The sequence below is a fragment of the Oxynema aestuarii AP17 genome (genome assembly GCF_012295525.1).
In the GTDB taxonomy this organism is placed as follows: Bacteria; Cyanobacteriota; Cyanobacteriia; order Cyanobacteriales; family Laspinemataceae; genus Oxynema; species Oxynema aestuarii.
This window is the reverse complement of sequence record NZ_CP051167.1, coordinates 4,261,969-4,286,895: the sequence shown is the minus strand read 5'-3', so window position 1 is coordinate 4,286,895 and position 24,927 is coordinate 4,261,969. Positions and strand designations below refer to the sequence as shown.

Annotated in this window: 13 protein-coding genes and 3 CRISPR repeat arrays (1 of these 16 only partly in view); of the genes, 8 read left to right on the top strand and 5 right to left on the bottom strand. The window is 46.7% G+C overall.

Going from position 1 to position 24,927, the window contains the following annotated elements; genetic code table 11:
• Positions 1–822 precede the first annotated feature (822 nt).
• From HCG48_RS17340 to HCG48_RS17310, 7 genes are all read left to right on the top strand, one after another.
• Complete coding sequence (locus HCG48_RS17340) at positions 823–2,733, top strand: hypothetical protein (protein ID WP_168570264.1); 1,911 nt, start codon at positions 823–825, stop codon at positions 2,731–2,733.
• A 67-nt stretch (positions 2,734–2,800) separates the two neighbouring features.
• Complete coding sequence (locus tag HCG48_RS17335) at positions 2,801–4,264, top strand: hypothetical protein (RefSeq protein ID WP_168570263.1); 1,464 nt, start codon at positions 2,801–2,803, stop codon at positions 4,262–4,264.
• A gap of 85 nt (positions 4,265–4,349) precedes the next feature.
• The gene (locus HCG48_RS17330) at positions 4,350–5,387 is read left to right on the top strand and encodes an IS630 family transposase (RefSeq protein ID WP_168571816.1); all 1,038 of its coding nucleotides are present in this window, start codon (positions 4,350–4,352) and stop codon (positions 5,385–5,387) included.
• Position 5,388: 1 nt separating this feature from the next.
• Complete coding sequence (locus HCG48_RS17325; RefSeq protein WP_168571943.1) at positions 5,389–7,644, top strand: Cas10/Cmr2 second palm domain-containing protein; 2,256 nt, start codon at positions 5,389–5,391, stop codon at positions 7,642–7,644.
• Complete coding sequence (locus HCG48_RS17320) at positions 7,641–8,684, top strand: hypothetical protein (protein ID WP_168570262.1); 1,044 nt, start codon at positions 7,641–7,643, stop codon at positions 8,682–8,684. The genes HCG48_RS17325 and HCG48_RS17320 overlap by 4 nt, the downstream gene beginning before the upstream one ends.
• Positions 8,674–9,474: an RAMP superfamily CRISPR-associated protein gene (locus HCG48_RS17315; protein ID WP_210437066.1), complete on the top strand. Its 801-nt coding sequence runs from the start codon at positions 8,674–8,676 to the stop codon at positions 9,472–9,474. Before HCG48_RS17320 ends, HCG48_RS17315 begins: the two co-directional genes overlap by 11 nt.
• A gap of 95 nt (positions 9,475–9,569) precedes the next feature.
• The gene (locus HCG48_RS17310) at positions 9,570–10,004 is read left to right on the top strand and encodes a hypothetical protein (protein WP_168570260.1); all 435 of its coding nucleotides are present in this window, start codon (positions 9,570–9,572) and stop codon (positions 10,002–10,004) included.
• A gap of 264 nt (positions 10,005–10,268) precedes the next feature.
• Here the strand turns inward: HCG48_RS17310 and HCG48_RS17305 are convergent, their stop codons facing one another.
• The 5 genes from HCG48_RS17305 to cas1 (HCG48_RS17285) form a co-directional block, all read right to left on the bottom strand.
• Positions 10,269–10,583, bottom strand: a complete 315-nt coding sequence (locus tag HCG48_RS17305) for a nucleotidyltransferase family protein (RefSeq protein WP_168570259.1) — start codon at positions 10,581–10,583, stop codon at positions 10,269–10,271.
• Positions 10,584–10,655: 72 nt separating this feature from the next.
• A CRISPR array of direct repeats spans positions 10,656–12,011; the repeat unit is 37 nt; unit sequence GTTTCAGCACCTTTTCCTTCTAATGAAGGTCGATCGC.
• 213 nt (positions 12,012–12,224) lie between these two features.
• On the bottom strand, positions 12,225–13,742 hold the full coding sequence (locus HCG48_RS17300) for an RAMP superfamily CRISPR-associated protein (protein ID WP_168570258.1): 1,518 nt from the start codon (positions 13,740–13,742) through the stop codon (positions 12,225–12,227).
• Positions 13,743–14,058: 316 nt separating this feature from the next.
• Positions 14,059–14,337 (bottom strand): CRISPR-associated endonuclease Cas2, encoded by a 279-nt coding sequence (gene cas2 / locus HCG48_RS17295; RefSeq protein ID WP_168570257.1) that lies wholly within the window; start codon positions 14,335–14,337, stop codon positions 14,059–14,061.
• A gap of 63 nt (positions 14,338–14,400) precedes the next feature.
• Positions 14,401–15,438 carry a CRISPR-associated endonuclease Cas1 gene (gene cas1, locus HCG48_RS17290; protein ID WP_210437065.1) on the bottom strand — a complete coding sequence of 346 codons (1,038 nt, stop codon included), beginning with the start codon at positions 15,436–15,438 and terminating at the stop codon, positions 14,401–14,403.
• 68 nt (positions 15,439–15,506) lie between these two features.
• Positions 15,507–17,444: a CRISPR direct-repeat array (repeat unit 35 nt; unit sequence GTTTCAGCACTTTTTCCCTTCAAAGAGGGTCAAAC).
• Positions 17,445–18,218: 774 nt separating this feature from the next.
• Positions 18,219–20,225 carry a CRISPR-associated endonuclease Cas1 gene (gene cas1, locus HCG48_RS17285; protein ID WP_168570255.1) on the bottom strand — a complete coding sequence of 669 codons (2,007 nt, stop codon included), beginning with the start codon at positions 20,223–20,225 and terminating at the stop codon, positions 18,219–18,221.
• Positions 20,226–20,387: 162 nt separating this feature from the next.
• On the opposite strand from cas1 (HCG48_RS17285), the gene HCG48_RS17280 reads away from it, so the two are divergent.
• Positions 20,388–23,990 carry an NACHT domain-containing protein gene (locus tag HCG48_RS17280; protein ID WP_168570254.1) on the top strand — a complete coding sequence of 1,201 codons (3,603 nt, stop codon included), beginning with the start codon at positions 20,388–20,390 and terminating at the stop codon, positions 23,988–23,990.
• A 232-nt stretch (positions 23,991–24,222) separates the two neighbouring features.
• Positions 24,223–24,927: direct repeats of the CRISPR family, unit length 35 nt; unit sequence GTTTGACCCTCTTTGAAGGGAAAAGGTGCTGAAAC; it runs 1,544 nt beyond the window's last position.

Here is a 24,927-nt window from a genome sequence, read left to right as displayed (position 1 = left end):
TGAGCAAAGATTCTCCTCCAGAGACGCTACGCGTTCGCACTCGCGACGCCTCCGGCGTATCGTGTTCCTTGACTCACGCACTTTAAATGTTTAACAACTTACTCTTACTTAAAATCATTGCACAACATGAAGTTTATTTAATTTTTACGAAAATTAGATAAAGGAGGCGATCGTCAATTATATAATTACAAACAATTTTGATACACAATTGAATATTTAGCTGTTGTTACTAGGGTTAATGAGACCTATAATTTCCGCTCTGAAGCCACTCCTCAATTGAATGATTGTTTGTATTGTTGCTACCCTAAAAAATTGTATCAGTCTTTTATTTTAGAAATAGAACATATGCCCGTTTGAAAGATCGGCGATCGTAGGATATTTATAGGTTCGGAAAAGTTTCAAACGATGCAAAGATAAGGAAACAATCCAATGCAACTTGAACAAGTAACGGTCAACCATCGTTCATCATTTATTTATTTTGTTTATCCTTTTACTTTTGATGCAGATCGGTTTACTCAATTTAATGAAACAGTTGACCGTGCAACAATTCAATCCAAAAATCAAAATATAAAAATCTGGGACGCCACTTCATTGCCCAAAGATGATTTACTATTTCACGTAAAGAATTATCTGAATCCTTTAACCACAGAAAAAGCAACAGCTACATCCTGGAAACTGTCTAACGATAATCGGATCCGCTCTCATTTCGGATTAGATGCTCAATGGAAACTTTATTTAAAAAAGAAAATAATTGATTTTTATTGGGGTCAAAAAGGCAATAAAAAAAGGAATAAAAAGGGGAGCGGTGTTGATGGCGTATCAATGATTTTATTTAATGGAGGTGTAGGGTTTTTAAGGGTACAAGTGCAACCGATCGGCAATATTCTGCTCGATTGGCTTGATTTTTTGCACTTCTTTCGTTTTTTAGTTCCTAGACAAGGGACGGAGGTCAAAGCCTATAAGAGGACAGATAAAGGAGATGAAGATTATTTTCCCGAGAAATTGGGGAATGGCAATGGCGATCGCAGTGTTTTTAAAGCTGTGGTCATGGCCTTATTACAAACGGTTAGCCGCGAGATTTGGTGGGATGATATTTTTGTACCCGATCGCCTAATCCCATTTGTATGCTTGTATGTAAACGATTTACCTCAGTCAGAAATTAATCAGTTTCACTTACTCTATAAATTGCAACATTTTTTTAATTCAAATCAGGGGGAATATCCGGCACCAGAACACTTAGATCCTAACCCTCAACCTTGGTTGGCGTATGCGAGAAACCATTGGTTTATTTTCACCCTGGAGGGAGGTACTTTTTTAGCGATCGACAGTCCGGAAGAAGTATTTTTTAAAGAAACATTACCCCAACATGTAAAAAGCCAGTATTTTCTCTTGTTTTTATTAGCGCAGTACCAACGATTTGCTCTGATGTCATTATCACAGCAGGTAGCCAATTTTTGGCTAGCTGCTGAAGAGCAAAGATTGCAAGAATTTGAACGGATTCGCGATCGCCTCTTCTTATTTACCGCCCGAGGATATTTTACTCAAGTTATGCAACGGGACAACTATCACCGTTGTTATCGCAAGTGGCAAGAAGTCTTGCAGTTAGAGCAACTTTATCGTGAAGTTCATGATGAAGTTCATGAAATGCAAGAATATTTGAACTCCCAATCTTTACGGCGGCTGGAAGTGGCGGAAAAACAACGGGAACGCGAGCGTCAAGAAGAGAAAGAACGACAAGAAAAACTAGAGAAACAACGGGAACAGCAATACTTGCAGGAATTACGGAGCAAAGATGAAGCTCAGGCCAAGCGCGATCGCGAGTTGCAAGACTTGGCCTATATCATCAGTGGAGGGTTGGGAGGTGCTGCGATTTTTGCCTCTAGTGCCGGGTTACTCACTGCAGGTAGCAATAACGGCGAGGTGACGGTGGGATGGATTCCTACACCTTTTAATACCTTGCATCCGGTGACAGTTGCCATATTTCTGAGCTTTTTGGCCGCTTTATTGTTTGGTTTCACGGTTTGGGGGGTTCGGGAGGGGCGACGTTGGGTTTGCGATCGCCGCGCTCAACGGAAGTTAGAAGCGTTTTGCTTATTACTAGAGCGAGATCCGGCATGGTTGTCGTGGGGCGATCGCGAGTGGTTGTCGTGGGGCGATCGCGAACAGTTGGCGGAATTGATAGATTGCGAACCCAACGATCCGAGGGAATTGTGGGAGGCGATCGCCCGTTGGTGTCAAAGTCAATCGGATCCTCGGGTGGTTAGGAAACTGGCCATTCTAGAAAAGCGAGTTAAGCTTCATGCAAAGGTTCATAAAAATTATAAAGCCGAATTGCGAGCGAAGATTTCTCCACCTACTGCCGCACAGAAAACAATTGAAGGCTTTTTGCAACTGTTACACAACCAGCCAGATTTATTCGATCTAGAAGCTCGAAATGATTTGGCTCGACAAAATTGGTCGGCAGAACCGGAAAAACTCGCCGAACAAATTCGCAAATGGTGTCAAATTGACAGGCGATCGGCGATCTACGCTCAACTGCTTGAGGAGCAAAATAATTGGCCTCCCCATTTGCCGATTTCTACTGGGAATGAATATAGCGATCGCCTGAAGGAGGCGAGCTGTCGATTGCAGCGTCTGGCGAAACCACCTTCTTTGTTTAAAAAACTTTTGAATGAGAGTTTGCGAGACTTAGAGCAAGGATGGCAGCGCATAATGCGATCGCCTCCACCCTAATTAAATACAAGAGAGCGTTTGACCTCCTGGTCACGAACAGTTATTCAATTTGAGGCTAAAAATAGAAGTGACTACCTTAATCTTGCAAGTTCTAGGCAATAGCGACATTACATCGGGCGACCTTAAGGGATGGGAAACTCTCACCGAAAGCGATAGCTTAAAAGGGATCGAGCGTCGAGCGGGAATTAATTCTAAAAAATTTTGTGAAGGAAAAACTGATTTTGATTTTCCGTTAATTCGTAAACTAATCACCGCTACAGAGGGAGTCAACTCCAGTACCGCGTTATTCTGTTTTATATTAACTGACCAGACTGATTGGCAATCGCAACGTAGTGAAACTGGGCAGGGTTGGGCAAATATTGTTGCAAAGGATGGAATTTGGTGGAAAGAAATTCTGGCTAAATGGTGCGACAAGAATAACATCAAACAGTATTCCGTTCGATTTAAAATAGAACCCAATTTACTAAACGGGACAGCAGACTGGGAAGGAATGGCGGAAAAAATAGAAAAACTTTTCAAAATTTTGATTAACTTTGAAGGAGATTATATCTATTTTCAGCCGACAAAGGAGGAATCTATCCTGATTGACAAGATTATCGTACAGCATAGCAGTGGAACGCCAGCTTTGAATGGTGCTTTATATTTGTGGGGGATTGAGCGCAAGTTAACGGTAAAATCAATTGATTTTGTTTATATTTCAGAGGAACAGTTAGAATGCGAACCTCATTCGGGGACGCACTGGCAATGGCATCTGAAAGTTCCGCAAATCCGGGAGTTATTGAAAATTCAGGATTTTAGTGGCGCTTTGCAAATTCTTAAAAGTCATCCGCACAGTATAGAGGAAATTAAGACGAAGTTACAAGAACTCGATCGCGCGGTTTCTTTGAATTTAACAGGGCGCGAAAATCTTACGGGACGAGAGGGGATTATCGAACGAGTGGCGATCGCAGTCTGGAGTGAGACGGCATTTCGCGATCGCAGTCAGTGGATGCACTGGTATTTGCGCGTTGCTGGGGCGTTTGAGTTGGCGATTCTGCTGCTAATCGAGAAACAGGGAAATGGCGATTATGAATGGCAAGGCATAAAATTGCTAGACCCTGACCAAAAAGATATTTCCCCTTGCTCGATTGCAGCTATAGTTTATCCTTTGTTGACCAAAGGAGTTTGGGAGTATATTTCTCCAAAAAAAGAAATCCATCAGTTTACTATTGCCCCTGTCACTGATTGCAATTGGGTAAAGTTCAAAAAATTTTATGTAGACATCTGGGAATTAGAATCAAAGCCAAAGACTACTCAAGCATTTACCAGTATTCGGAATAAGCTTTACCACAGTTTGCTGGGCGATCGCATTGATGAATTATTGGACAAAAAAACCGAAGAACTGGGAAGCGTCACTCACGAAAAACATCCCGCCCAAGTTGCCGTTGACTATCTCCACTATATTATCGACCTTGCTGGATTAACCGATGAAGTGCAAGAAAGAGCAACTACCTATCGTGAAATTGTTGAAAATATTGAGGAAAATCTGTAAATGAATGTATAGCAGTCCTAAATGATTCATGGAAGCTTTTTTTGTTATAATATACACGGAAGATTCTCAATATCAGACAGACCTCATGAATATCATAGACGAGCTAGATAATTTCATTGAAAATACCACAAATACCAAAGAAATGAAGAGAGCATTGGCAGCCAAAATGAAATTATCTGGTCAACCCTCTAAGAAAATTGAAGAAATATTAAATGTTTCTTCGAGCTTCGTTAGTCAATGGAAAAATAAAGCAATTTTTGAGGGTGTTGAGAGTTTGAATCTTCAATACAAAGGAAGTAAAGGCTATCTAAAACCGGAAGAAAAAACACAAATCACTTCATGGATAAGACAACAAGAGTATTTGAGATTGTCTGACTTAAAACGATATTTGCAGCAAGAATACAACGTGATTTATTCTTCAAATCAAAGTTATTATGACTTGCTGAAAGCGGCTGGCATGAGCTGGAAAAAGTCGCAAAAAAAGAATCCAGCCAAAGATGAAAAGCTAGTCAAAAAAAAAGAAGAAGAAATTCAAAAGAAGCTTAAGGACTGGGAAGAGGATATCAAAGCTGGAAAGCTTGCTGTGTTTATGATTGATGAATGTCATCTTCTTTGGGGAGACGTCTTGGGTTTTGTTTGGGGAAGAAAAGATATAAGAGTCGAAATTCCCATTAAAAACCAAAAAAGTCGCCAAAGTTATTATGGCGCTTTAGATTACCAAACTCATGAATTTATTCTTCAAGAATACCCGAAAGCCGATACCGACAATACCATTCAGTTTATACAATACTTACGAGAACAAAGACCGGGACAAAAATTAGCCATTTTTTGGGATGGTGCCAGGTATCACGACTCTCAACAATTTCGAGATTTTTTAAAAGAGCTAAATGAAGGCTTAGAAGAAGATGAATGGTTGATTACTTGTACGAAGTTTGCTCCGAATGCTCCCGAGCAAAATCCAGTTGAAGATATTTGGCTGCAAACTAAAAATTTCTTGAGAACATTTTATTTTTTATGTGATTCATTTAAAAGAGTTAAAGAGCTATTCAAGATATTTGCTGATGGCCAAGTTTTTGATTTCCCTAAGCTATATTCTTATGGATTTTTGCCACAAATGACTTAGGATTGCTATAGAAGATTGGCTGATTCAACAACAGCAGATTTATCAAAATCTGCCGGATGCTTCCCCAGAGATATCCATTCATCCAGTCAGTGGAGAATGGCAAACAAGTGCTTATTTAAAATCGCAGTTTTGGTGGGGAGGGGGTGCATCCATTGAAGCTTGTCGGCAAGTTGCAGCAGCTTCCAACCCGGAATTAACTCACCTGGGCGTCCTCTCTTTTGGCCCGGTTCAAGAATTTTTAGGCGGTGGAGAACGATTGCGCGATTGGGCGGTTGCTTCTTGGTTATGCCATTATCTCACTGCTGTGGCGATTTATCGGTGGGAAGAACGTCAGGGGCAAGTGTTGTTACCCTTGCATCGGTCTTCCCCATTACTCAATTGGTTGCGTGACGAACCCTGCGATCGCGATCGTTTTTGGCAAGCAGAACTCCCCAACGTTATCACTGGATTGCATCCGCAAGATGAAACTTGGTTGCAGGATTTTAATCCCATTATTACCCAAGAATGGGGTAAATTTCTGGAGGCATTGGAAGAAGAAGTTTCCCAACGCTACAGTCCCCATTTACTCAACGGTCAAGGATGGCAAGTCATTCACCGGGATAACGCCTATCTCTGGTCAGTTTATACCGAAAGCACGCCCCTTTCTTTGGCAACCGTCAGTCAAGATATCAAACAATTGCGCGAACGGATCGAATCGCGTAAAATTGGTCGCCAGTGGCAAGCAACTTGGTGGGGAGGTCGTACCAGTCCTAGCGCCGGACATTTGTCAATTTGGCATCCGGGACTCAAACCGATCCATGACGGAGGAACTTGGGGATTGCCCGATTCTCAGTTGAAAGAATGGTGGTTGCGGGCGGCAAATGAAAGTCGAGATCGCCTCTCTGGATTGGTGGATAGTGACGATCGCCTTAATAGTATCGAATTCGTCCGTCGGTTGGCCTCGGTTCCGGACATTATCGAACCGACTTTACAACTGTTGTGGGGCAGAACACCGCCTCCTTGTCCTTGGGGCCAATTCCCCGATCGCGCCACTGTCGCCGCCGCTTGGGTTGTCGATCGCATCGATGCCGAGACGTGGAACGATACTCTAGACACTTTATACCAATGTTGCCTAGATGAAAAACCTAATTTCCGGTGGGGAATGCCTAAAGTCGATGGTAAAAATCCCCCTCATTTCGCTTATCCACGCATCCTCGAACGGCGCTACCTCAAGGAAAGAGTGCCTCAAGAAAAAAAAGATACAGACGACGAGAAAAAGATTATTAAAGACTGGGAAGATCTCAGTCAAGGGTGGGAAAGTCCCATCGAATGGACGGTGGGATGGCGCGGCGATGGCGACAATATGGGAAAATGGCTGTCTGGGAAACAGTATGAAACCTTAAAATTGCAGTGGTCGCGATGGCATCTGAATCAAGATGCGATCCTCCAACATCAGTTAAACATCGACCCGCCGACTTTAAGCGCCAACGCCACCCGCAAACTGGACTTGCCTCACGTCCTGGATTTGTCGGTGTTATTTGGATGCTGGAATCAACTGCTGTATCCCTTGACAGAACGACACCACAACGCCAAAGTTATCTTTGCAGGCGGGGATGATTTTCTGTTGTTGGGGCCACTCACCGAAGCCGTTTCCCTCACTAGCAATTTATATCGGTTGTGGCGGGGTCAACTCTCACCTTTAACCCAACCCTTAGACCCGCCAGTGGATGGGTGGGTGAAACGGGAATCGGAGATTTATCCGGTTCCGGGACAGCGCATGGATTTTAGCTTGGGGGTGGCGATCGCCCAACGGCGAATTCCACAATCCTTATGGCATCGGGGGTTAACCGAAGCGTATAAAGAAGCGAAAAATCAAGGGCGCGATCGCGTCTGTATCAAAGTGCTATTCAATAGCGGTCAATCCTTGGACTGGGTTTGTCCTTGGCGCTTGTGGGAACTGCTGATGCACGTGGGACTCACAACTGAGGAGAAAACGGAGTTAAATCGCTGGGAAAAACTGCTGTCCTATCTGGAAAGCAATCGATTGCAGCAATCTGATGTTGATACAGTTCGGGATTTAATCGAAACCCTGTGGGCGAGTGTGGGGATTGCTCTCACATGGGAAGCGATCGAAACTGTCGCTGAATATGATGAGTTTGACGATGAATTGGGAAACTGGTCTTGGTGGATTGGTTGGATTAGCGTCATGGGATTTCTGGCGCGACAACAACGGGAACGGGAAAAATGGGTCGAACGAGTTGGGGGAAATAACCCATGAGTGAATTGGAACAAAGTTGGTATTCGATATCTCCTGCGGGAACCGTAGCGATCGGGAATCTGACGCCAGTGGGACAAAATAGCGGTCAAGTAGACTGTCGGTGGCCGCCAAACGGTCATCAATTGGCCGCTTGTTTGAACTTGCCCACCGATTGCACCTTGTGCGGGCCATTTTGGTATTTGTCGAACCCCGGAAGAATTTATGTGATTCTGCCATTGCCTGTTTATGAGTTAGAGCGATCGCCCCAAAAGAAGAAGAAACAGAAGATTCCCCCGGAGATTTTTCGGATGGTGTGGGAGGAGAATCGCTGGCAGGTGCAATCTCAACATCGAGATGCCTCAATTGAGGTGGTGGGGGGTCGCTATCTGATTTCCGGGATTACCCTCAAGCAATTGTGGCGAGACGGATCGCGAAAAGAACCTGATTTGCAAGAGTTTCCCTGGCAAAAACTGACGCTAAGTCACAACAGTCGCGAAGAATTTGAAGTGAAAGACGAGGGCGGGTTTTTTGCGGAAAAAACCACTTTGATGGATCCGGGTTGGTCAATTTTGGTGAAAATTATCGGCAATTATGACTGGCAGCAACGACTTCCCAATCCGCCTTGGAGTTGTATCGGTGCTGGGGCAACCCCGGTGAGCATTAAACGGGAAGACGAAGAGGATCTTACCGTTGATTGGTTGGAAGGGAAAGCGGAGAGTTTTCAGGGAACTGGGGCGGTGTTGCTCACTGGCGCATTGTGGTATGAGGAGGAAAATTTTCTCTCGGTTCCCTATCCTGCCCAAGTGCCGATCGCCGGATATGCCGCAGAGGTGGGTATTCCTTGGCAGTCGTGGAAATCCGTGCGCGATCGCCACAACCCCGAACGCAAGGTGCAAGTGTTGACCCCTGGGGAATGGTTGACCCCTGCAGGGGCAGTTTACCTGTGGGAGGGGGAAGCGCCTTTAGAAACATCCGCACCGTTGCCGGATCGGCACCATCGCCACTGCCTGGGTTACGGACATTTATGGTTATTTGAGGAGAAGCAAAACAATGGCAATTGAATGGTTGATTTGTCGCGAACCCGTGCATATTGGGGGTGCGGATAGCAGTTCTCGGGGGAATAATAATCCCATTTACCGTCTGAGCGATCGCACTCCCACTATTCCCGGCAGTTCCCTCCGGGGTGCCTTGCGCGAAGGTGCCGAACACAGTTCCGAGTATCAAGGGTATGTGAGTAATTGGTTTGGCGGCAAAGATGAAAATATCTCACCGGGTTATATTGCCTTGGGTTGGGGATGGCCCGTGTGGTGGCCGATTCACGTTTTGGGGTATGGCAGTTGGTGGGTGAGTTGTCCCGCTTGGTTGAATCGCTATCAGCAATTATCTCAGCAAAATCTGCTGAATTTGACCGAGGGAAATATCTACGCCACCGATCCTCAATTCAATAACCAAACGGTGTATCTGCGCTGGTTGAAGTTAACCCAAATCCAAACCTGTACTCTGAGTTTACCCGCCCCCTCAGAGGTTCCCCCGGATCGCCGCATTATCGTTCCCAGCGATAGTATCAATTTAATCGTGGATATGGGATTGGTTCGACAACCGCGAGTGAGTTTAAACGAGGAACCCGATAAGAAAGGCAGTTTGGTCAAGAATCTGTTTGCGGTGGAAGGGTTGCCTCCGGGGGCGGTGTTTATGACCAGTTGGACGATTCGCAACCCGGAAAAAGTGGAACAGATAGGGGAATGGGAGAAATTTTTGCGATCGGAGCATTATTTAGGAGGATTGTGGAGTGTCGGTTACGGGCGAATTGCGATCGCTCAAACAGCCGATTCTACCCTTTCTCAAGAATAACGATCCGGTTCGATCCCCCCAACCCCCCTTAAAAAGGGGGGCTATAGATAGAGATCCCTATCAGGGTTCTCAAAACACAGTATTAGGAGGAGAAAATGCCAGTTTGTTCTTATGAATTAGATCGGGAAGTGTTTCGGTTGCTCAATTCAGGAATTGAGGGATTTGATGATTGGCAAAATGCTGCTCGTGGGATTGCCGATTATGTTGCCAGTTGGGGAGTGGAAAGGTTTTGGGCGATGTCGCGATCGCAGCGCTTACTCGGGGGACAGTTGCCGTCTGAAGGAGTTGTGTCGGAAGAAGAAAGGCGTTACTTTGCTTGGAGTGTAGCGCGAGAGGTTCTCTGTAAAATTGTCGGGACTGAATTGGGGATTGACTATGAGATGAATACCGATAATTTTCAGGAAATATTTCGCGAATTGGACTTCAATCAGCAAGTGTTGCTGACAGATTTGTTGATGGAGATTGCCGAGGCGATTCAGTTTTGGACGATGCGCCTTAAAGATGCGCGGGAGAGTGGGACTCCTGCGTAAGGTTTGAGAGTTGTTATTAGAAAATTGAAGAAAGCGATCGCAGTTTGTTAAGTCTAGGAAACTGCGATCGTTTTTTTTTGTTGAGTTGAGTTCTCAAAATTTTAAAAACCGGACACCCTGGAAGGGTGCGGCTATACGGACAAAGCCTGCCTCCGCAGGCTAAAGAGAGAGCGAAAACCGATTTTTTACAACCGGATTTGGTATGAGGTTGTATTGCAAGTCACTTTTTAGACAGCATCAATTGGATGTTGTAGTCGTACTGCATCAGCGTTCACCATAAATCACCTCAGCTTCTGAAACCACGCGATCGCGAAAATAGCGACTGAGGTCTTGGGGAGTATTCAAATCCACAGTCCGTCCCAGTAAGTTGCTGAGACAGTCTTGGATGTCGATGAAACCAAAACCGGGTGTTTTTCCCGGTTGGAATTCAACCAGAATATCGATATCGCTATCCGGACGAAAGTCATCACGCAGAATCGAACCAAAAAGGGCGAGTTTGCGGATATGGTAATCCTGGCAAATTTGAGCGATCGCCGCTTCGGGAATTTCAATTTTAGACTGCCTGAAGGTGATGGACATACTGTATTGTCTGGAAAATCAAAAAAGTTTCTGTTTTTTGTCACCTTCTTCTATTTTACTCATAAACAGAAAGTTTCAGCACATTTTCCTTCTAACGAAGATCGCTACGAACCTTAAAGGATGGGAAAGGGCAGATATCAAAGATGTTTCAGCACCTTTTCCTTCTAATGAAGGTCGATCGCTGTTTCTCCAGCGCCACATAGCGTCGAACTGCTGTTTCAGCACCTTTTCCTTCTAATGAAGGTCGATCGCACATGGTTACTTCTGCACTCTCCCTCTAGAGTGGATTGTTTCAGCACCTTTTCCTTCTAATGAAGGTCGATCGCTTGAGCGCCGCCTCAGTTGATAAGAAAGTATATAAGGTTTCAGCACCTTTTCCTTCTAATGAAGGTCGATCGCGTAAACTTAGCGGCCAAAGGTTCGCAACTTTCCTGAAGTTTCAGCACCTTTTCCTTCTAATGAAGGTCGATCGCTCCCCCGCAGCAACTAGAGGAGGTGTTGTCCCGACACAAGGTTTCAGCACCTTTTCCTTCTAATGAAGGTCGATCGCAGATTATTGGAAGAAGAGACCTAGAATATGGGATTCGTTTCAGCACCTTTTCCTTCTAATGAAGGTCGATCGCGAATCAATCATTAGAAGATCGACTAGGTTCATATACTTGTTTCAGCACCTTTTCCTTCTAATGAAGGTCGATCGCTGCCAAGAAGATCTATCGCTCGAAGCGATTGCGAGTGTTTCAGCACCTTTTCCTTCTAATGAAGGTCGATCGCCTACCCAAATAATTAAATCAAATAATCCTTGAGAAAGTTTCAGCACCTTTTCCTTCTAATGAAGGTCGATCGCAAGGGTTGAGATTACTAGCCCAAGAGAGTATCTATCTGTTTCAGCACCTTTTCCTTCTAATGAAGGTCGATCGCTAGAGATTACCTCTAGTTTGTCGGGCAAGAACCCGTTTCAGCACCTTTTCCTTCTAATGAAGGTCGATCGCAGACCAATTAACCGTGCTGGCGGATTGCTATGGGGTTGAGTTTCAGCACCTTTTCCTTCTAATGAAGGTCGATCGCGTTCGATTGGAAATCGACGAGGATCTTGGGTTGAAGTTTCAGCACCTTTTCCTTCTAATGAAGGTCGATCGCTAGGAATTATCGATTGGTCTCGAACCAAGCTTTGATTGTTTCAGCACCTTTTCCTTCTAATGAAGGTCGATCGCCTTCCGTCAGTTGGAAACTGACTTCAACGTTGTAGTTTCAGCACCTTTTCCTTCTAATGAAGGTCGATCGCAAAAACTACATCCCCCCGGATGTAGACCAAATGTGGGTTTCAGCACCTTTTCCTTCTAATGAAGGTCGATCGCTTCAGAGAAGAAGGTATTCTACATTCCAGCCACAAGGTTTCAGCACCTTTTCCTTCTAATGAAGGTCGATCGCTCTACCCGTCTAAACCGCCGAGCTGGTGAGGGTTCCAGAGGAGATTTTGGCGGGGGAGCAAAAATGTCATGACAATCTAATTGAACGATTTCCTCAAAAATGGCTGTAATCCTTATGGAATAAGGTGCGCGGGGCTTTACGAATTTACGTCATTTCAGCGATCGTCAATCCGCCGCCAGATTCCCGAGATACAGCGTCTTTGCATAACTGCCATCATTGAGGCGATCGCGGCCAAATTTTACGAAATCCTCGATCCTCTAAAGTGTTTTCGACACCCGCATCGAATACCGTAATCCAGCAGCAATCCTCATACTTCCGTACCGCATAACCCGATGGGCGCGTTTTGGAATTGCCGCACCAGTCCGGTTTAGAATTATTCTGGGTGCTGCATACCCCATGCACGATCGCCTCCCATGCGTCGGGTTTTCCTTGCCAAATGCTGACAATCCCACCGAGTACGCTTCTCGGTTGCTGAAAAGTCCGCAAATCATACTCCGCAGCTAGACGGCGAATCCGACTTCGCACCCCCTCGATTAAACCGTCAATCGAGTCTTCCGATTTCGGGGTGAGGGTGAATTCACTGCCGCGAAATAGGGAGTTATTTCTAAAAGAATGTGGGGGACGACGCCATCCCGGTCCTAACCCGCCTATGCGACTGGCAATATTTAACAACGGGTCTATCAAATCCTGAAATTCTGGGGTACAATCGGCTCGAATTATCCAAGTGCTGTGCGCGTCTTTAGCGGGAATATTCGCATAATTTGTTCCAGCAGTGGGCGATCGCTGACACTGGGTCAAATAACTCGTCAAAGTCAATCGCGCCGGAGAGTTCAACCCGCCAAAGATTTTACTGGTGAGGGTTTCAGCATCGTTTCGAGAGAGCAATGACAGCGCCACGCGGGTAAAATAACCCCGCAAAGTGGCCCGCAGCACTTGGGGACTCCAGCGATATTTACCGACTATATTCTCTTTATTATCTTGCTGTTGTATCGCAGGTTTAGTGCCAGTGAGGGCAATTTCCCAAGTTGCAGTTAAAGGCAGCGATCGCGCCATCCGACCAAACCCGGAAGCCGTTCCCCTTCCCAGACCCTGCTCTTTTAACATCTCCTCCAATCGGTTTCTCAGCCAACTTTTTTCGGACTCAGTGGCTTCTTGGGAGAGTAAAACTTGGATCGAAAACTTAGGCGGACTGGTCGGGGGCAAAACAGGAGATACTTGCCATTGTACTCCGAGCTGATTACTGCGTGTATCGAAAACCTGCCAAGATTGTTGTGCGTAGAGGGGAAAGGGTTTTAAGTGCTTTTTCAAAAACAGGCTTTCAAAGCGAATTTGACGCGGTTGCCACCCACTGCGATCGCCTTCGATCAATTTATTCCAAAAAGCTTGTTCGTCGGGGGGTAAATCCGACCAAATTCGTCTCATCCACTTGAGTAATGCTCCACGAATACTCGATCCCGGTATGCAAGGAATTCCCCCAAATTGTGCGGGTAAAATATGGCCTTCTCGGAAACTGCCCCCACCGACTTGCACGGGACTAATGACTTGCAGATTGTTTAACCGTAAGGTAAATTGACTCGCCTCCGGTGGGCAAAAACTACCATTCCACGCTTGGGTAATTTCGCGATTTTCTGGCTTATCGACAATATCATCCGTTTCGGGAGTCCATCCTTTCTCCTCGTTTTCTTTAACCGTATACCAGCGAGGTAGGCTAGTGGGTAAGGGTAAGTTCATAGGTCTACGATGGTGAAAAGAATCGATAGATTGCTCTAAACGATCGCGGCAGTGGTCGGACTCGTGCCTGTCTCGTGCCTGTCTTGTGTACAAGCCCACATGTCGGAAGTTAGAGAGCTGAAAAAACTTGTCGTTTCCATTGTTTATAGCTTAACCACAACTTCAGAAGATCGCGCAATAAAATATACTAAGTTTTGTTCAGTTTTCTAACAGCCGAGGCGAGTGGTGGAGAGCGCGTTCTCCTAGGGTGGGCGTTGGACTGGATCTGTAGGGGAATCACCTAATTCAAACTTGAATTCTCGATTCGGAGTGGAGATCAAACGATAATGGTGGGATCGTCGATCGCAAAGGGAGATCGCACTCCTAAAATCGTTACCCGATCGCGAACTTGTGGCGGTAACGGATAAAACCGTAACTGGTCTTCCCGGCGATCGAGGAGTTTGACCAGGCGCTTTTCCAAGGTGGCGTACTGCTGTTCGTTCAAGACCAGCTCGAAAACAGACTGTTGTACCCGCATTCCATAAGTTTCTAACAGCTTGGCGACCCGAACGCGCCGACTATCTTTCGTGATATCGTAACAAACTAAATACAACATTGTTCTCCTCAACGAGCCTAGAAGACACGGCCTCGCCGTGTCCTCTCGATCGGAAATTTGGGTTTAAGTTAAGTGAGTGCACGGAGAGCGCCGCGATCGCAGCGCCCGCAACGGTTGCCCGGAGACGAAGCTTTCCGATCGCAGCAATACGGGCGAGTAAAGCCGATCGCCCCACAATGCTTCACGGTAGCGGCGGACTTGAGCGAACAAACATTGACGATAACTGGTTCCGGCGATCGCCTCGCTAGCGAGTTGGGTCTCCCACTGTTGGACGAAGCGATCGCGCAGCCGACTCAATGGGGAGTGACTGCCATTACCATTGCCAGAAAATAGAAACTCGTCCATGCAAAAGCGAAGAACCAGTAGATCGACGAGCGTAACAGTCCACTCCAGCATCAAATCGCGCACTAAAGGCAGATTATCCCCAGTGTCACAGTGCAAAATCGACTCGTAGGGGTTCACTCCCGCATCGAGGACAAAACCATAGGTCACCTGTTCGAGTAAGCTGTGAGCCAAATAGAACCAGGGATCGATCGGTGCGAGAACCGTTCCCGCGCTCAGTCGCAACCATTGGCGCAAAGCAGGATAGTAGAGGCGGTCTACCCCCGTCAGATGCTCGCGCAGGCGATCGCCGGATGCAGTGGGCAACTCGTCGAGGATGCGGGCGATCGTCCCTCGGGTCAGTTCGACGGTGGGACAAATAGCACCATCGAGGGTATTTAATAAGCTTTGGCGACTGTTTAAGATAGCACTGACAAGGCGTTCGGCGAGATCGCGACGATCGTCGGGATCGGGCGTTCCAGGTCGCGATCGGTGTTGGGAGCCACTATTAGGGTTGAGGTGAAGGCGCCCGAGGTGGCGATGGTGGCGATCGAGAAATAAGACAGGTAAGCGAAAGGAAATCGCTAGGGCGATCGCTGTTTTAGACAGTTGACTGTCTTCAAACACCAGGATCTGGCTGGTCAGTTTGGCGGGGATACGCCGTTGGCGGCGATCGTCGTGCCACAGTTCAAACACTCCACGTTTGGCGTCGAGTAGGGAACCGGGTTGAGTCAAATAAATGGCCGTCATAGACTCGGTTAAATGCAACAGTTCCAGCATTGCAACCGAGGATCTGCGTTCGTATATGGTTTTAAGGGAGATGGATATGAGTTCTTCTTCCCACTGTTCTTTCAGCACTTTTTCCCTTCAAAGAGGGTCAAACAGATGGCTTCTGAAGGGTCCGATGCGGTTACTGCACTGTTTCAGCACTTTTTCCCTTCAAAGAGGGTCAAACCACTACTGCTGATCCCAACCGTCCCCAGTCGACGATCCGTTTCAGCACTTTTTCCCTTCAAAGAGGGTCAAACCCAGTTTGTGTGGAGTGGGTCGAGGGCCCGGAGGGGCCCGTTTCAGCACTTTTTCCCTTCAAAGAGGGTCAAACTCGAACAACCTTTTCGCTCCGACCCGGAAGGGTGGAGCTCGTTTCAGCACTTTTTCCCTTCAAAGAGGGTCAAACACCTTCTGGCGGTGTCATGCTAAACCAAGCTCTCGCAATTGTTTCAGCACTTTTTCCCTTCAAAGAGGGTCAAACGTTGTGGGAATTGCTCCAAGGGCAGTACCCTGGGGTCCCGTTTCAGCACTTTTTCCCTTCAAAGAGGGTCAAACCTTCTCCACTCTCCATGGGCAAGCCTTTTGCCCTGGGCAGTTTCAGCACTTTTTCCCTTCAAAGAGGGTCAAACGATTTCCACATGAAATGAACAAGGAAAGTTTTTCCAATGTTTCAGCACTTTTTCCCTTCAAAGAGGGTCAAACCAGCAGTACAGCCTCGACCTTGGATACAGTCTAGTTTCAGCACTTTTTCCCTTCAAAGAGGGTCAAACTGCATGTACAACAACGGAGTTCGTTATGAAACTCAAGAGTTTCAGCACTTTTTCCCTTCAAAGAGGGTCAAACTCGACATGACAACTTTTAACGGCGTTCCGTTTAACCCAAATCGTTTCAGCACTTTTTCCCTTCAAAGAGGGTCAAACCTGGTACCGTCGACCTGACGGATCCAAAGGTGATAAACGTTTCAGCACTTTTTCCCTTCAAAGAGGGTCAAACGGTGTTTCTAGTGTTTCTGCTCAAGAAATTTTAATTCGTTTCAGCACTTTTTCCCTTCAAAGAGGGTCAAACATGAACCTCACGTCATTCAGTGCAGTAATTGCACCAGAGTTTCAGCACTTTTTCCCTTCAAAGAGGGTCAAACCAACTGCGAAGAGGAAACGACAGAATGGGTTTGGGTGTTTCAGCACTTTTTCCCTTCAAAGAGGGTCAAACAACTGGCGAAGAAACCCTTCGCTGGCCGACTGCTGAGGTTTCAGCACTTTTTCCCTTCAAAGAGGGTCAAACCATTCCTAAAGAGGTTATCTGGTCCCAAATGGACCGCACCAGTTTCAGCACTTTTTCCCTTCAAAGAGGGTCAAACCCGAGCACTCCGCTTGGAGTGTTCATCGGGGCTAATTAAGTTTCAGCACTTTTTCCCTTCAAAGAGGGTCAAACACGGGACTAGCACGGTAAGCCTCGAGTTCGAGGTAATGTTTCAGCACTTTTTCCCTTCAAAGAGGGTCAAACCATTCTCGTCCAAGTGACGGTCTGTGAGGAATGGGCAGAGTTTCAGCACTTTTTCCCTTCAAAGAGGGTCAAACAACTATTGGTGTATTACGGGAGACGGATGTCGGCCATGTTTCAGCACTTTTTCCCTTCAAAGAGGGTCAAACAGATGGGTTTCAGATGCAGGTACAGTCTGAAGCTGATGTTTCAGCACTTTTTCCCTTCAAAGAGGGTCAAACAGTTATCGCAGCCCCTCGGCTGGACGGTAACCCCTATACAAGTTTCAGCACTTTTTCCCTTCAAAGAGGGTCAAACCCGGGTATTCGGAGCAGTCAACAACAACAACATAGACGTTTCAGCACTTTTTCCCTTCAAAGAGGGTCAAACATCGTCAATTCATAACCGACTATGAAGTCGGTATTGATGTTTCAGCACTTTTTCCCTTCAAAGAGGGTCAAACTTTCCAACCCTCCGAACTTGTACGTTGGAATGTATCCCGTTTCAGCACTTTTTCCCTTCAAAGAGGGTCAAACCCTTGAGATTTGAAACTCAAGCAGTAAGCTGATTTTACACCCATGGATCTGAGGGGGTCAAGTTTTTGTAGCAACAACTGGCTCCTTATCGGGTGAAATCACGAAAAATCGTCAGCTCAATGCTTGTGGTAGAGGAGGATCTGAGGGGGTCAACCAAAGAATCAGCGTTTCCACGATCGCCTAACCCCCTCAGATGCTTATCGATTAGATTTTAGAGATAAACCTAACTAATCATTGAACCGGGTTATCAATTAGGTGGGAGTTGATTGGCCTCGCGGCCTGCAAATATTTTAGCATTCGTTTCCCCTTACTTTTGGTAATTTGATAATGGGACTTACCGCGTCGATCGCGAAAAGAGGTACAAATAAACCCCTCATCAATCAAGCCTGCTAAGTGATGATTGATGCGCTGGAGTGAACCTCCTCTAGCACAACTATAAGCACACAGTTGCGCTGTAGTGATTCCCGGTTGTCGTGCGATCTCCAAAAACAGTGCTTTGCGGGTTCCAGTCAGCAGTCGGTTCTGCACTACAGCACTCGGGCGTCTGATAAGGTACAGTGCCGATCCCCCTATCCCCCCAACCCCCCTTTGAAAGGGGATTTAGGGGGATCGTCTCGGTCTATTCGGCTTCGAGGGGAATGAGGAAAGTCCCCCTTAAAAAGGGGGATTTAGGGGGATCTCAATGTCTTGCATAGCAGAGGAAAATGCACTCAAAAGAAAAGATGGACATGAAAGTTTGGACGAGGGAAAAGTTAGAATTGGGGTAAATTGAGGCTACACCTTCCACAACATCGGACGATAAACTTCGACTTCTCCAGTTAAACAGGCAAGATACTCCCGGACTTGTAACTCAATACAGCGCTTCAAACTGACTTTGTACTGAGTGTGGGGATGAGTAATTTCCGATAACAACTTATCCTCCCAATGTTTGAGATATTTCTTCAAAGCATGAGGCTGTAAATAGACGCCATTGCGTTCGTCTGGCAAAGTAAAATCATCGGGAGTTAAAATTTTGGAGTTGACTAAGTAAGCCACCAAAGAATCGACAATTTGGGCGCGAAATTCTTCCATTAAATCCGAGACTAAAGCCGGATGATTATCGCGAGGGACGTGCAGATTTCCAAAATGGGGATGCAATCCGGCTAAATTGACAAAAGAATGGACGTTTTGACTCAATAAGGTATAGCCCAAACTCATCATGCTGTTAATCGGATCGGTTGGGGGGCGTTTAGTGCGTTTAGAAAAAGTAAAGGGGTCGGCAAATAAAGAACCCAAGCCTTGAAAATAAGCAGAGGCAGCTTTTCCTTCATAGCCGCGCAAAGCATCCATCGATTCGGCAAGGGATAATTTATCGCGACAACTGGCGAGCATTTCTAAAGCAATAAAAGCAGCATCGGTTGGGCGGCGACGGTTCAATTTCAATAATAATGCCCGAGAGTTGTGCAATTTTGCGGCAACGATCGCCTCGGCTTGAAGGCGGGTAAATTCGGAGTCGAGGGCGCACTGAACCTGCCGAGTTAAATAGTCTACTTTTGCATGACTTTCCGAATATAGCCGCCCGAAATATCGTCCTTTTTGCGATAAAAACATGACGGGAATCCGTCGTCGCAAAGCTAAAGAAACGGCACCGTGCGACATATTGCAACAGCCAAATAGAACAATATAACTGACTCGACTGGCCGGAACTTTAACGCGCAGTTGGCGATCGTAAAACACCTCAAATTGTTGATTTTTGACTCGTAAATAAGCTCCTTGGTCGGTGATATATAAACTCGTCATCCTTTCGCTCCATAAATGTTCGCTGTGGGCCATGGGCAATCCCATCGGTGAAGAATCGGACCCCCGAGGCGGACGGGAAACCCGTGGGGTTCGGCGTGGTTTTAGCCGTCGGTAGGGAACGCCGGAAGGGGAGAGCAGCCATTCCCCGGTTTCCGGGCGTTTTGGCGGCGGTGGCGGGTAAAATTGGTGGCCGAGAAAGCGATATCCGAGAAAGGTAAATTCGTCGTCGGGAGAGTAAATGTGAGTTTTGTTGGGGTTTAAAGTGAGGTAGACTTGAGCCAGCCACTCGCCCACGCATTCTAAGACCTGTTGGGCTTGTCGTCGGCTTGAAGTGGCGATCGCAAAGTCATCGCCGTAGCGAACTAAATTGAGTCCGGCAGCTAAACTGCGACGGTCGAAGTCGGTGAGGTATAAATTGGCTAAGGCACCGGATAAGATCGCCCCTTGTAAGACACCTTGACCGAAGTTTTGATACTGACCGCGAATGACAATTCCGGCGGAAATTTGCTGTTCGAGTAGTTGCACTAAGATCGGTTCGAGGTCTAATTGTTCGAGTTGGGTCAACAATAGGCTTCGACAGAGGCGATCGAAGAATTGAGCGATATCGGCTTTGAGAACCCAGCAGGGTTGAAATTGGGTGTAGGTAGAGAAGTGGCGGGCGGCGCCGTGGATGCTGCGTCCGGGTCGGTAAGCGTAGCTACAATCGAGAAAGGTCTCTTCTAGGGGCCAGTAGAGTTCTTCGAGTAACACGCGCTGGACGATGCGATCGCGCACGGTAGGAATACCGATCGAACGTTTGCCGCCATTGGCTTTAGGTAAATAAAACCCTTTGGCGGGAAGGGCGCGATAGGTTTCGGCATTGAGATGGTGTTGGATTTGAGACAAGTATTCGTCTAAATCTCGGGCAAATCGATCTACGGTCATACCGTCGATTCCCGCTTGACGGGATCGACGGCGCACTTGCTGCCAAGCGGCTTTCAACTGTTCTCGTGTAAAGTTCACGGTGAAATCAGAAAAAGACTGACGTTTCCACCATCAAGGGTGCTTGTCGGCGTTCTTATCTGCGTTTGGCAGATCGATGTATGAGTTTGAAAGATGACTTGTGAAAAAACTGAGGAGACTCTGATAGTAAAATCGAATAAACCTACGGTGATAGGAATTGTCATGTCCGCGCGTTCTTTGATTGCTTCTCATGAGGGCATCGTCAAGGCAGAACGGGCTTTAAAACGGCTCAATTTAACCCGAACGGCGATCGCCAAAGAACACCAAATCGCCTCGTGGTCTACGGTCAGTAAGTTTTTCAATTACAAACCCGTCGATCGCAGTTTTTTCCAGGAAATTTGCCATCTGCTCGATCTCGACTGGCAAGATATTGCCGCTTCACCGGACGATTCGCAACTGGATGACTCGAATGCGGACATGACTGACTCGGAAAAAGCTGCTCAGTGCGATCGCGCCCTGCTAGATGCGGTCATTCGCAACGGCGATCGTACTCGCAAAGCCCTCGAACCTTATATCTTACCGACCATTCGGCGCGAAACTTTTCTAGAAAAATGCTTGCAGCAAATCGAACTGGGACTCTCGGGAAAACCCCGGATCGTGCCGATTTTGGGGGCGGCGGGCTATGGAAAAAGCACGATTCTCGGCACCTTGTACGACGAACTCACAGGCGATCGGGAGGCGGCGTGGGTTGCTTTAGTCCGTTGTGACGATTTGCTCGAATCTGCCCTTTCCTTCCCCGAAGAAGTCGGCGAAAAAGCGAGCGATCGCCGGGTGACGATCGCCGATCTTGCCGCACAATTAACCGTGGAACACGGACGGGGAGTTTTATTACTCGATACTTTAGATATTGTTCTCACGAAAACTCTGGTTCCGATCTTGCGCGCCCTATTTGCCGAATTGCTCGAATGGGAAACAACGGTAGTTTTCACCTGTCGCCATAACGATTATGCGGATTTTTTCGAGCCTTATCACGAAAGTTTTGCCGGGTTTCGAGAACAGGTCTACGACGGTTGTAAGTTGACGCCCTTTGCACTGGAAGAAGTGACCCTAGCGGCGCGGCTGTTTGCCCGTCTCAAAACCGAATTTCCCACAGAAGAGAGTCAAATCACTTTTGCCGATCGCCTCTTAGCACTCTGTGCCGATCGCGTCTCCCTCACCGAAATTGTTTGCAATCCGTTGTTATTGGCGCTGTTGTGCGAATTATTTGCCGAAGCCCAAGTGGTTCCGGAAGATCTGACGGTCAGCCAACTGTACGAGATTTATTGGAATTGGAAAATTGCCAAAGTTCGACACCAACAACAATCGCGACGGATTGGTAAAGCGAAAGAAAAACTGTGTTTATTTTTAGCCGAACGTTTGTATTGTCATTCCGGCGAAAGACTCCGAGATTTTCTCTATGAAACCAGTTTAGATTTGACCGACGAAACCGATTTCATCGCCTATACTGCCTTACGCAGTGATGGCATTGTCAAAGAGTTGGGTAACGATCGCATCGGCTTTTTTCATCAAACCTTTTTAGAATACGCCATCGCCCGATGGTGGAATGGTACCGAATCGGGAGAAACTGCTCAATTCGTCATTCGCCAGGAGTTACAATCGCCTTCTGGTCAAGTCCGCCACTACATTTGGCCAATTTTTCGACAGTTCTTTACCTTGCTTCCTTTAAACCAATTCGAGCAGATCTCCAACGAACTCGATCGCACTCAACTACTGCCATTTCGGGCGATCTCCTTGGCGGCAGTTTCGCGGATCGAACCGGAAGCGACTCGTGTTTTATTTCCCCTGCTCGAACTCGCTCAACTTCGTCAGGGTGCCTTTATCGAAACCTTATTAATTGCCCTCAATTCTGCTCCCCAACGTCACGATTCGACGGTGTGGGATCTGCTGGTTAAATTGCTGTCAACTGTCGGTCAAGATGCCCTCAATAAAACCTTGGAAATTGCCGCCGTGGCGATCGCCCGCCATCCCGAAGCAGGCGCTCGTTTTCCAGAGGCATTGACGGCGTTAATGAGCCATCCAGAAATTGAAGGCGATCGCGAGCAAGGGTATCGATTTTTAGGAAAGTTTCTCAATGAATATTACCGCGAAATTCGGTTACGCGATCGAGCGATCGAACGACCTGTTTTAACCGCTCTCAAGGAATATTATGCTTCCTTGGGTAGTAAAGTTAGAAGTTTGGCGATCGACTTGTATTTATCTGAAGGCGTTCCCTCGGCAGTTAAGGCCGATTTTTTATTGACGATTCTCCAACTTCCTCCAGCGAATAATTCTTTTTTTGAAAGAGAAAAGGCGATCGCCCTGACTGTCGAACTACTGCCCGACTTACTCGCTACCCAATCGACGATCTTGGGAGAGTCTTGGTTGACCGCTTTTGAGGCTCCTTTACCGACCGAATCCCTGGGAGTTATTGCCGCAGCCGTGGGTCAACACGCGATCGACAATCGTCAGTGGATGGCTGAAATGGTGACGTATTTATTAATCGATCCCCCGTCGCGATTATCTAAATCTTTTAATAGTAACTGTACGATCGCCCTCAAAGAAATAGTGCAAGCGGGTGGGGGCGATCGTCTGGTTAAATATTTCTTGAGTCTAGAAGTCGAACAGATTCTAGACAATAGGATTTCCACCCTATCTACGATCTTGAAAACCCTCGCGCAAGTGGAAGGAGATCGCCTCACCATTGACGAAGTGTTGGCGGTTCAATTAGCTCAGTGGTTGCGCCCTCGGCTGATTTCTCATCCGGTGGAATCGATCCGGATTCTCGATGGATTGGCGGTACAATTTCCTGGGGTAAAACCGATTTTGACACAGGGGTTACGGGAAATTTTTGCTCGGACGAAAACGAGGCAAGTGAATCAGATTTTGAAAAAATTGCATTGTCTCCCCGCCGAACTGGCTCCAGATTTAGAAGCTCGTCAGAACTCTAAGGAGGCGCGAATTGCATTGTTGAAGCTATTGCGCGATCGCGCCCAAAGGGGCGATCGAGAAAGTCTGGAACGAACGATCGCTTTTTGCGGCGATCGCTCTCAAGATTTGGCCAAGGCGGCTAGTTGGACGGTTCTCGATTTAGGCTGGGAAAATATAGGGATAGCTATCGAGAGTTTACTACCTATTTTGCGAGATTCTCCGATTGTGGTAGTGCGGCAAAATTGTTTAAAAGTAATTTTAGAAGGCGTGAATGATTTTGGCATTACGCCTACAGAAATTGCCAAGGTTTTAGAGGTGATGGCCGAGGAAAAGTCACCGGAAGTGTTACAGGGAATGTATCAGCTTTGTACGGCAGCGATTTGGCATCATCCGTCAGGGGAACGCCGGGTCGAACAGGCGATCGCTAAGGCCATTTTTAAGTTAACTCGTTCTGTCTTGGTACAAGCCCCACAAATGACTGTGGATATGATGGCAAATTCAGCTTGGATTGCATTCAATCAAATGGCTTTTTTAGAAGAGCGCAGTTTGATTCCCGATTTGCTTGAATGTACTCATTTGTTATGGCGGGCGATCGATGTTCGTGGTAAAATAGACAAGACGATGGTGACGGGATTACTCAATCAGTTGGGGAAGTACGATCCGCAGTTTCTCGAAGGTTTGGTACTTGAAGCGATCGGCGAAGAAGGCAACTCCTTACCCCTAGCTAATTGGCAGGCGTTGGTCGTAGCGATCGCCCACAATCAAGGGAAGTTTTCGCCATTACTCGATCGCGTCATTGACGATCCCCACATTCCCCTAGAAGTCAAACATCGTATTTACCAAATCCGCGATCTCTAAATTAGTTCTACTTATTTATTTATGGCGATCGATAAGCATCTGAGGGGGTTGGGCGATCGTGGAAACGTTGATTCTTTGGTTGACCCCCTCAGATCGTCCTCTACCAGAAGCATTGCGCTGACGATTTTTCGTGATTTCACCCGATAAGGAGCCAGTTGTTGCTACAAAAACTTGACCCCCTCAGATCTATGGGTGTAAAATCAGCTTACTGCTTGAGTTTAAAACCTCAAGGGTTTGACCCTCTTTGAAGGGAAAAGGTGCTGAAACTATACCCCCACGTAGGGGTGGGGTCCGGCCATGCCGTAGTTTGACCCTCTTTGAAGGGAAAAGGTGCTGAAACAGGGAGACGTAGTCGCCCCCCCAAACATAAAACTTTTGTTTGACCCTCTTTGAAGGGAAAAGGTGCTGAAACAACAGTCTATGTTGTTGTTTCCGAATACTCGGAGATAGTTTGACCCTCTTTGAAGGGAAAAGGTGCTGAAACTCTCCCCAAGTTTGAGTAAAAAATACTTTGTAGTATAGTTGTTTGACCCTCTTTGAAGGGAAAAGGTGCTGAAACAATAGACGGAGGTATGGGGAGCCCCCCCCCTTATACACCCCGTTTGACCCTCTTTGAAGGGAAAAGGTGCTGAAACCCCACTTAACACACACTTCGACCTGTACGAGAACAGGTTGTTTGACCCTCTTTGAAGGGAAAAGGTGCTGAAACCAGCAGTAGTGGCTGCAACAGAAAGGACAAAAAAGAAAAGTTTGACCCTCTTTGAAGGGAAAAGGTGCTGAAACAGCTGATTACCTGGAGTGCATTTTGCACCCCATTACGATCGTTTGACCCTCTTTGAAGGGAAAAGGTGCTGAAACAAGCAGAAACAAAACAAGTGACAAAAGTGACAAGGGGTTTGACCCTCTTTGAAGGGAAAAGGTGCTGAAACCGCACATT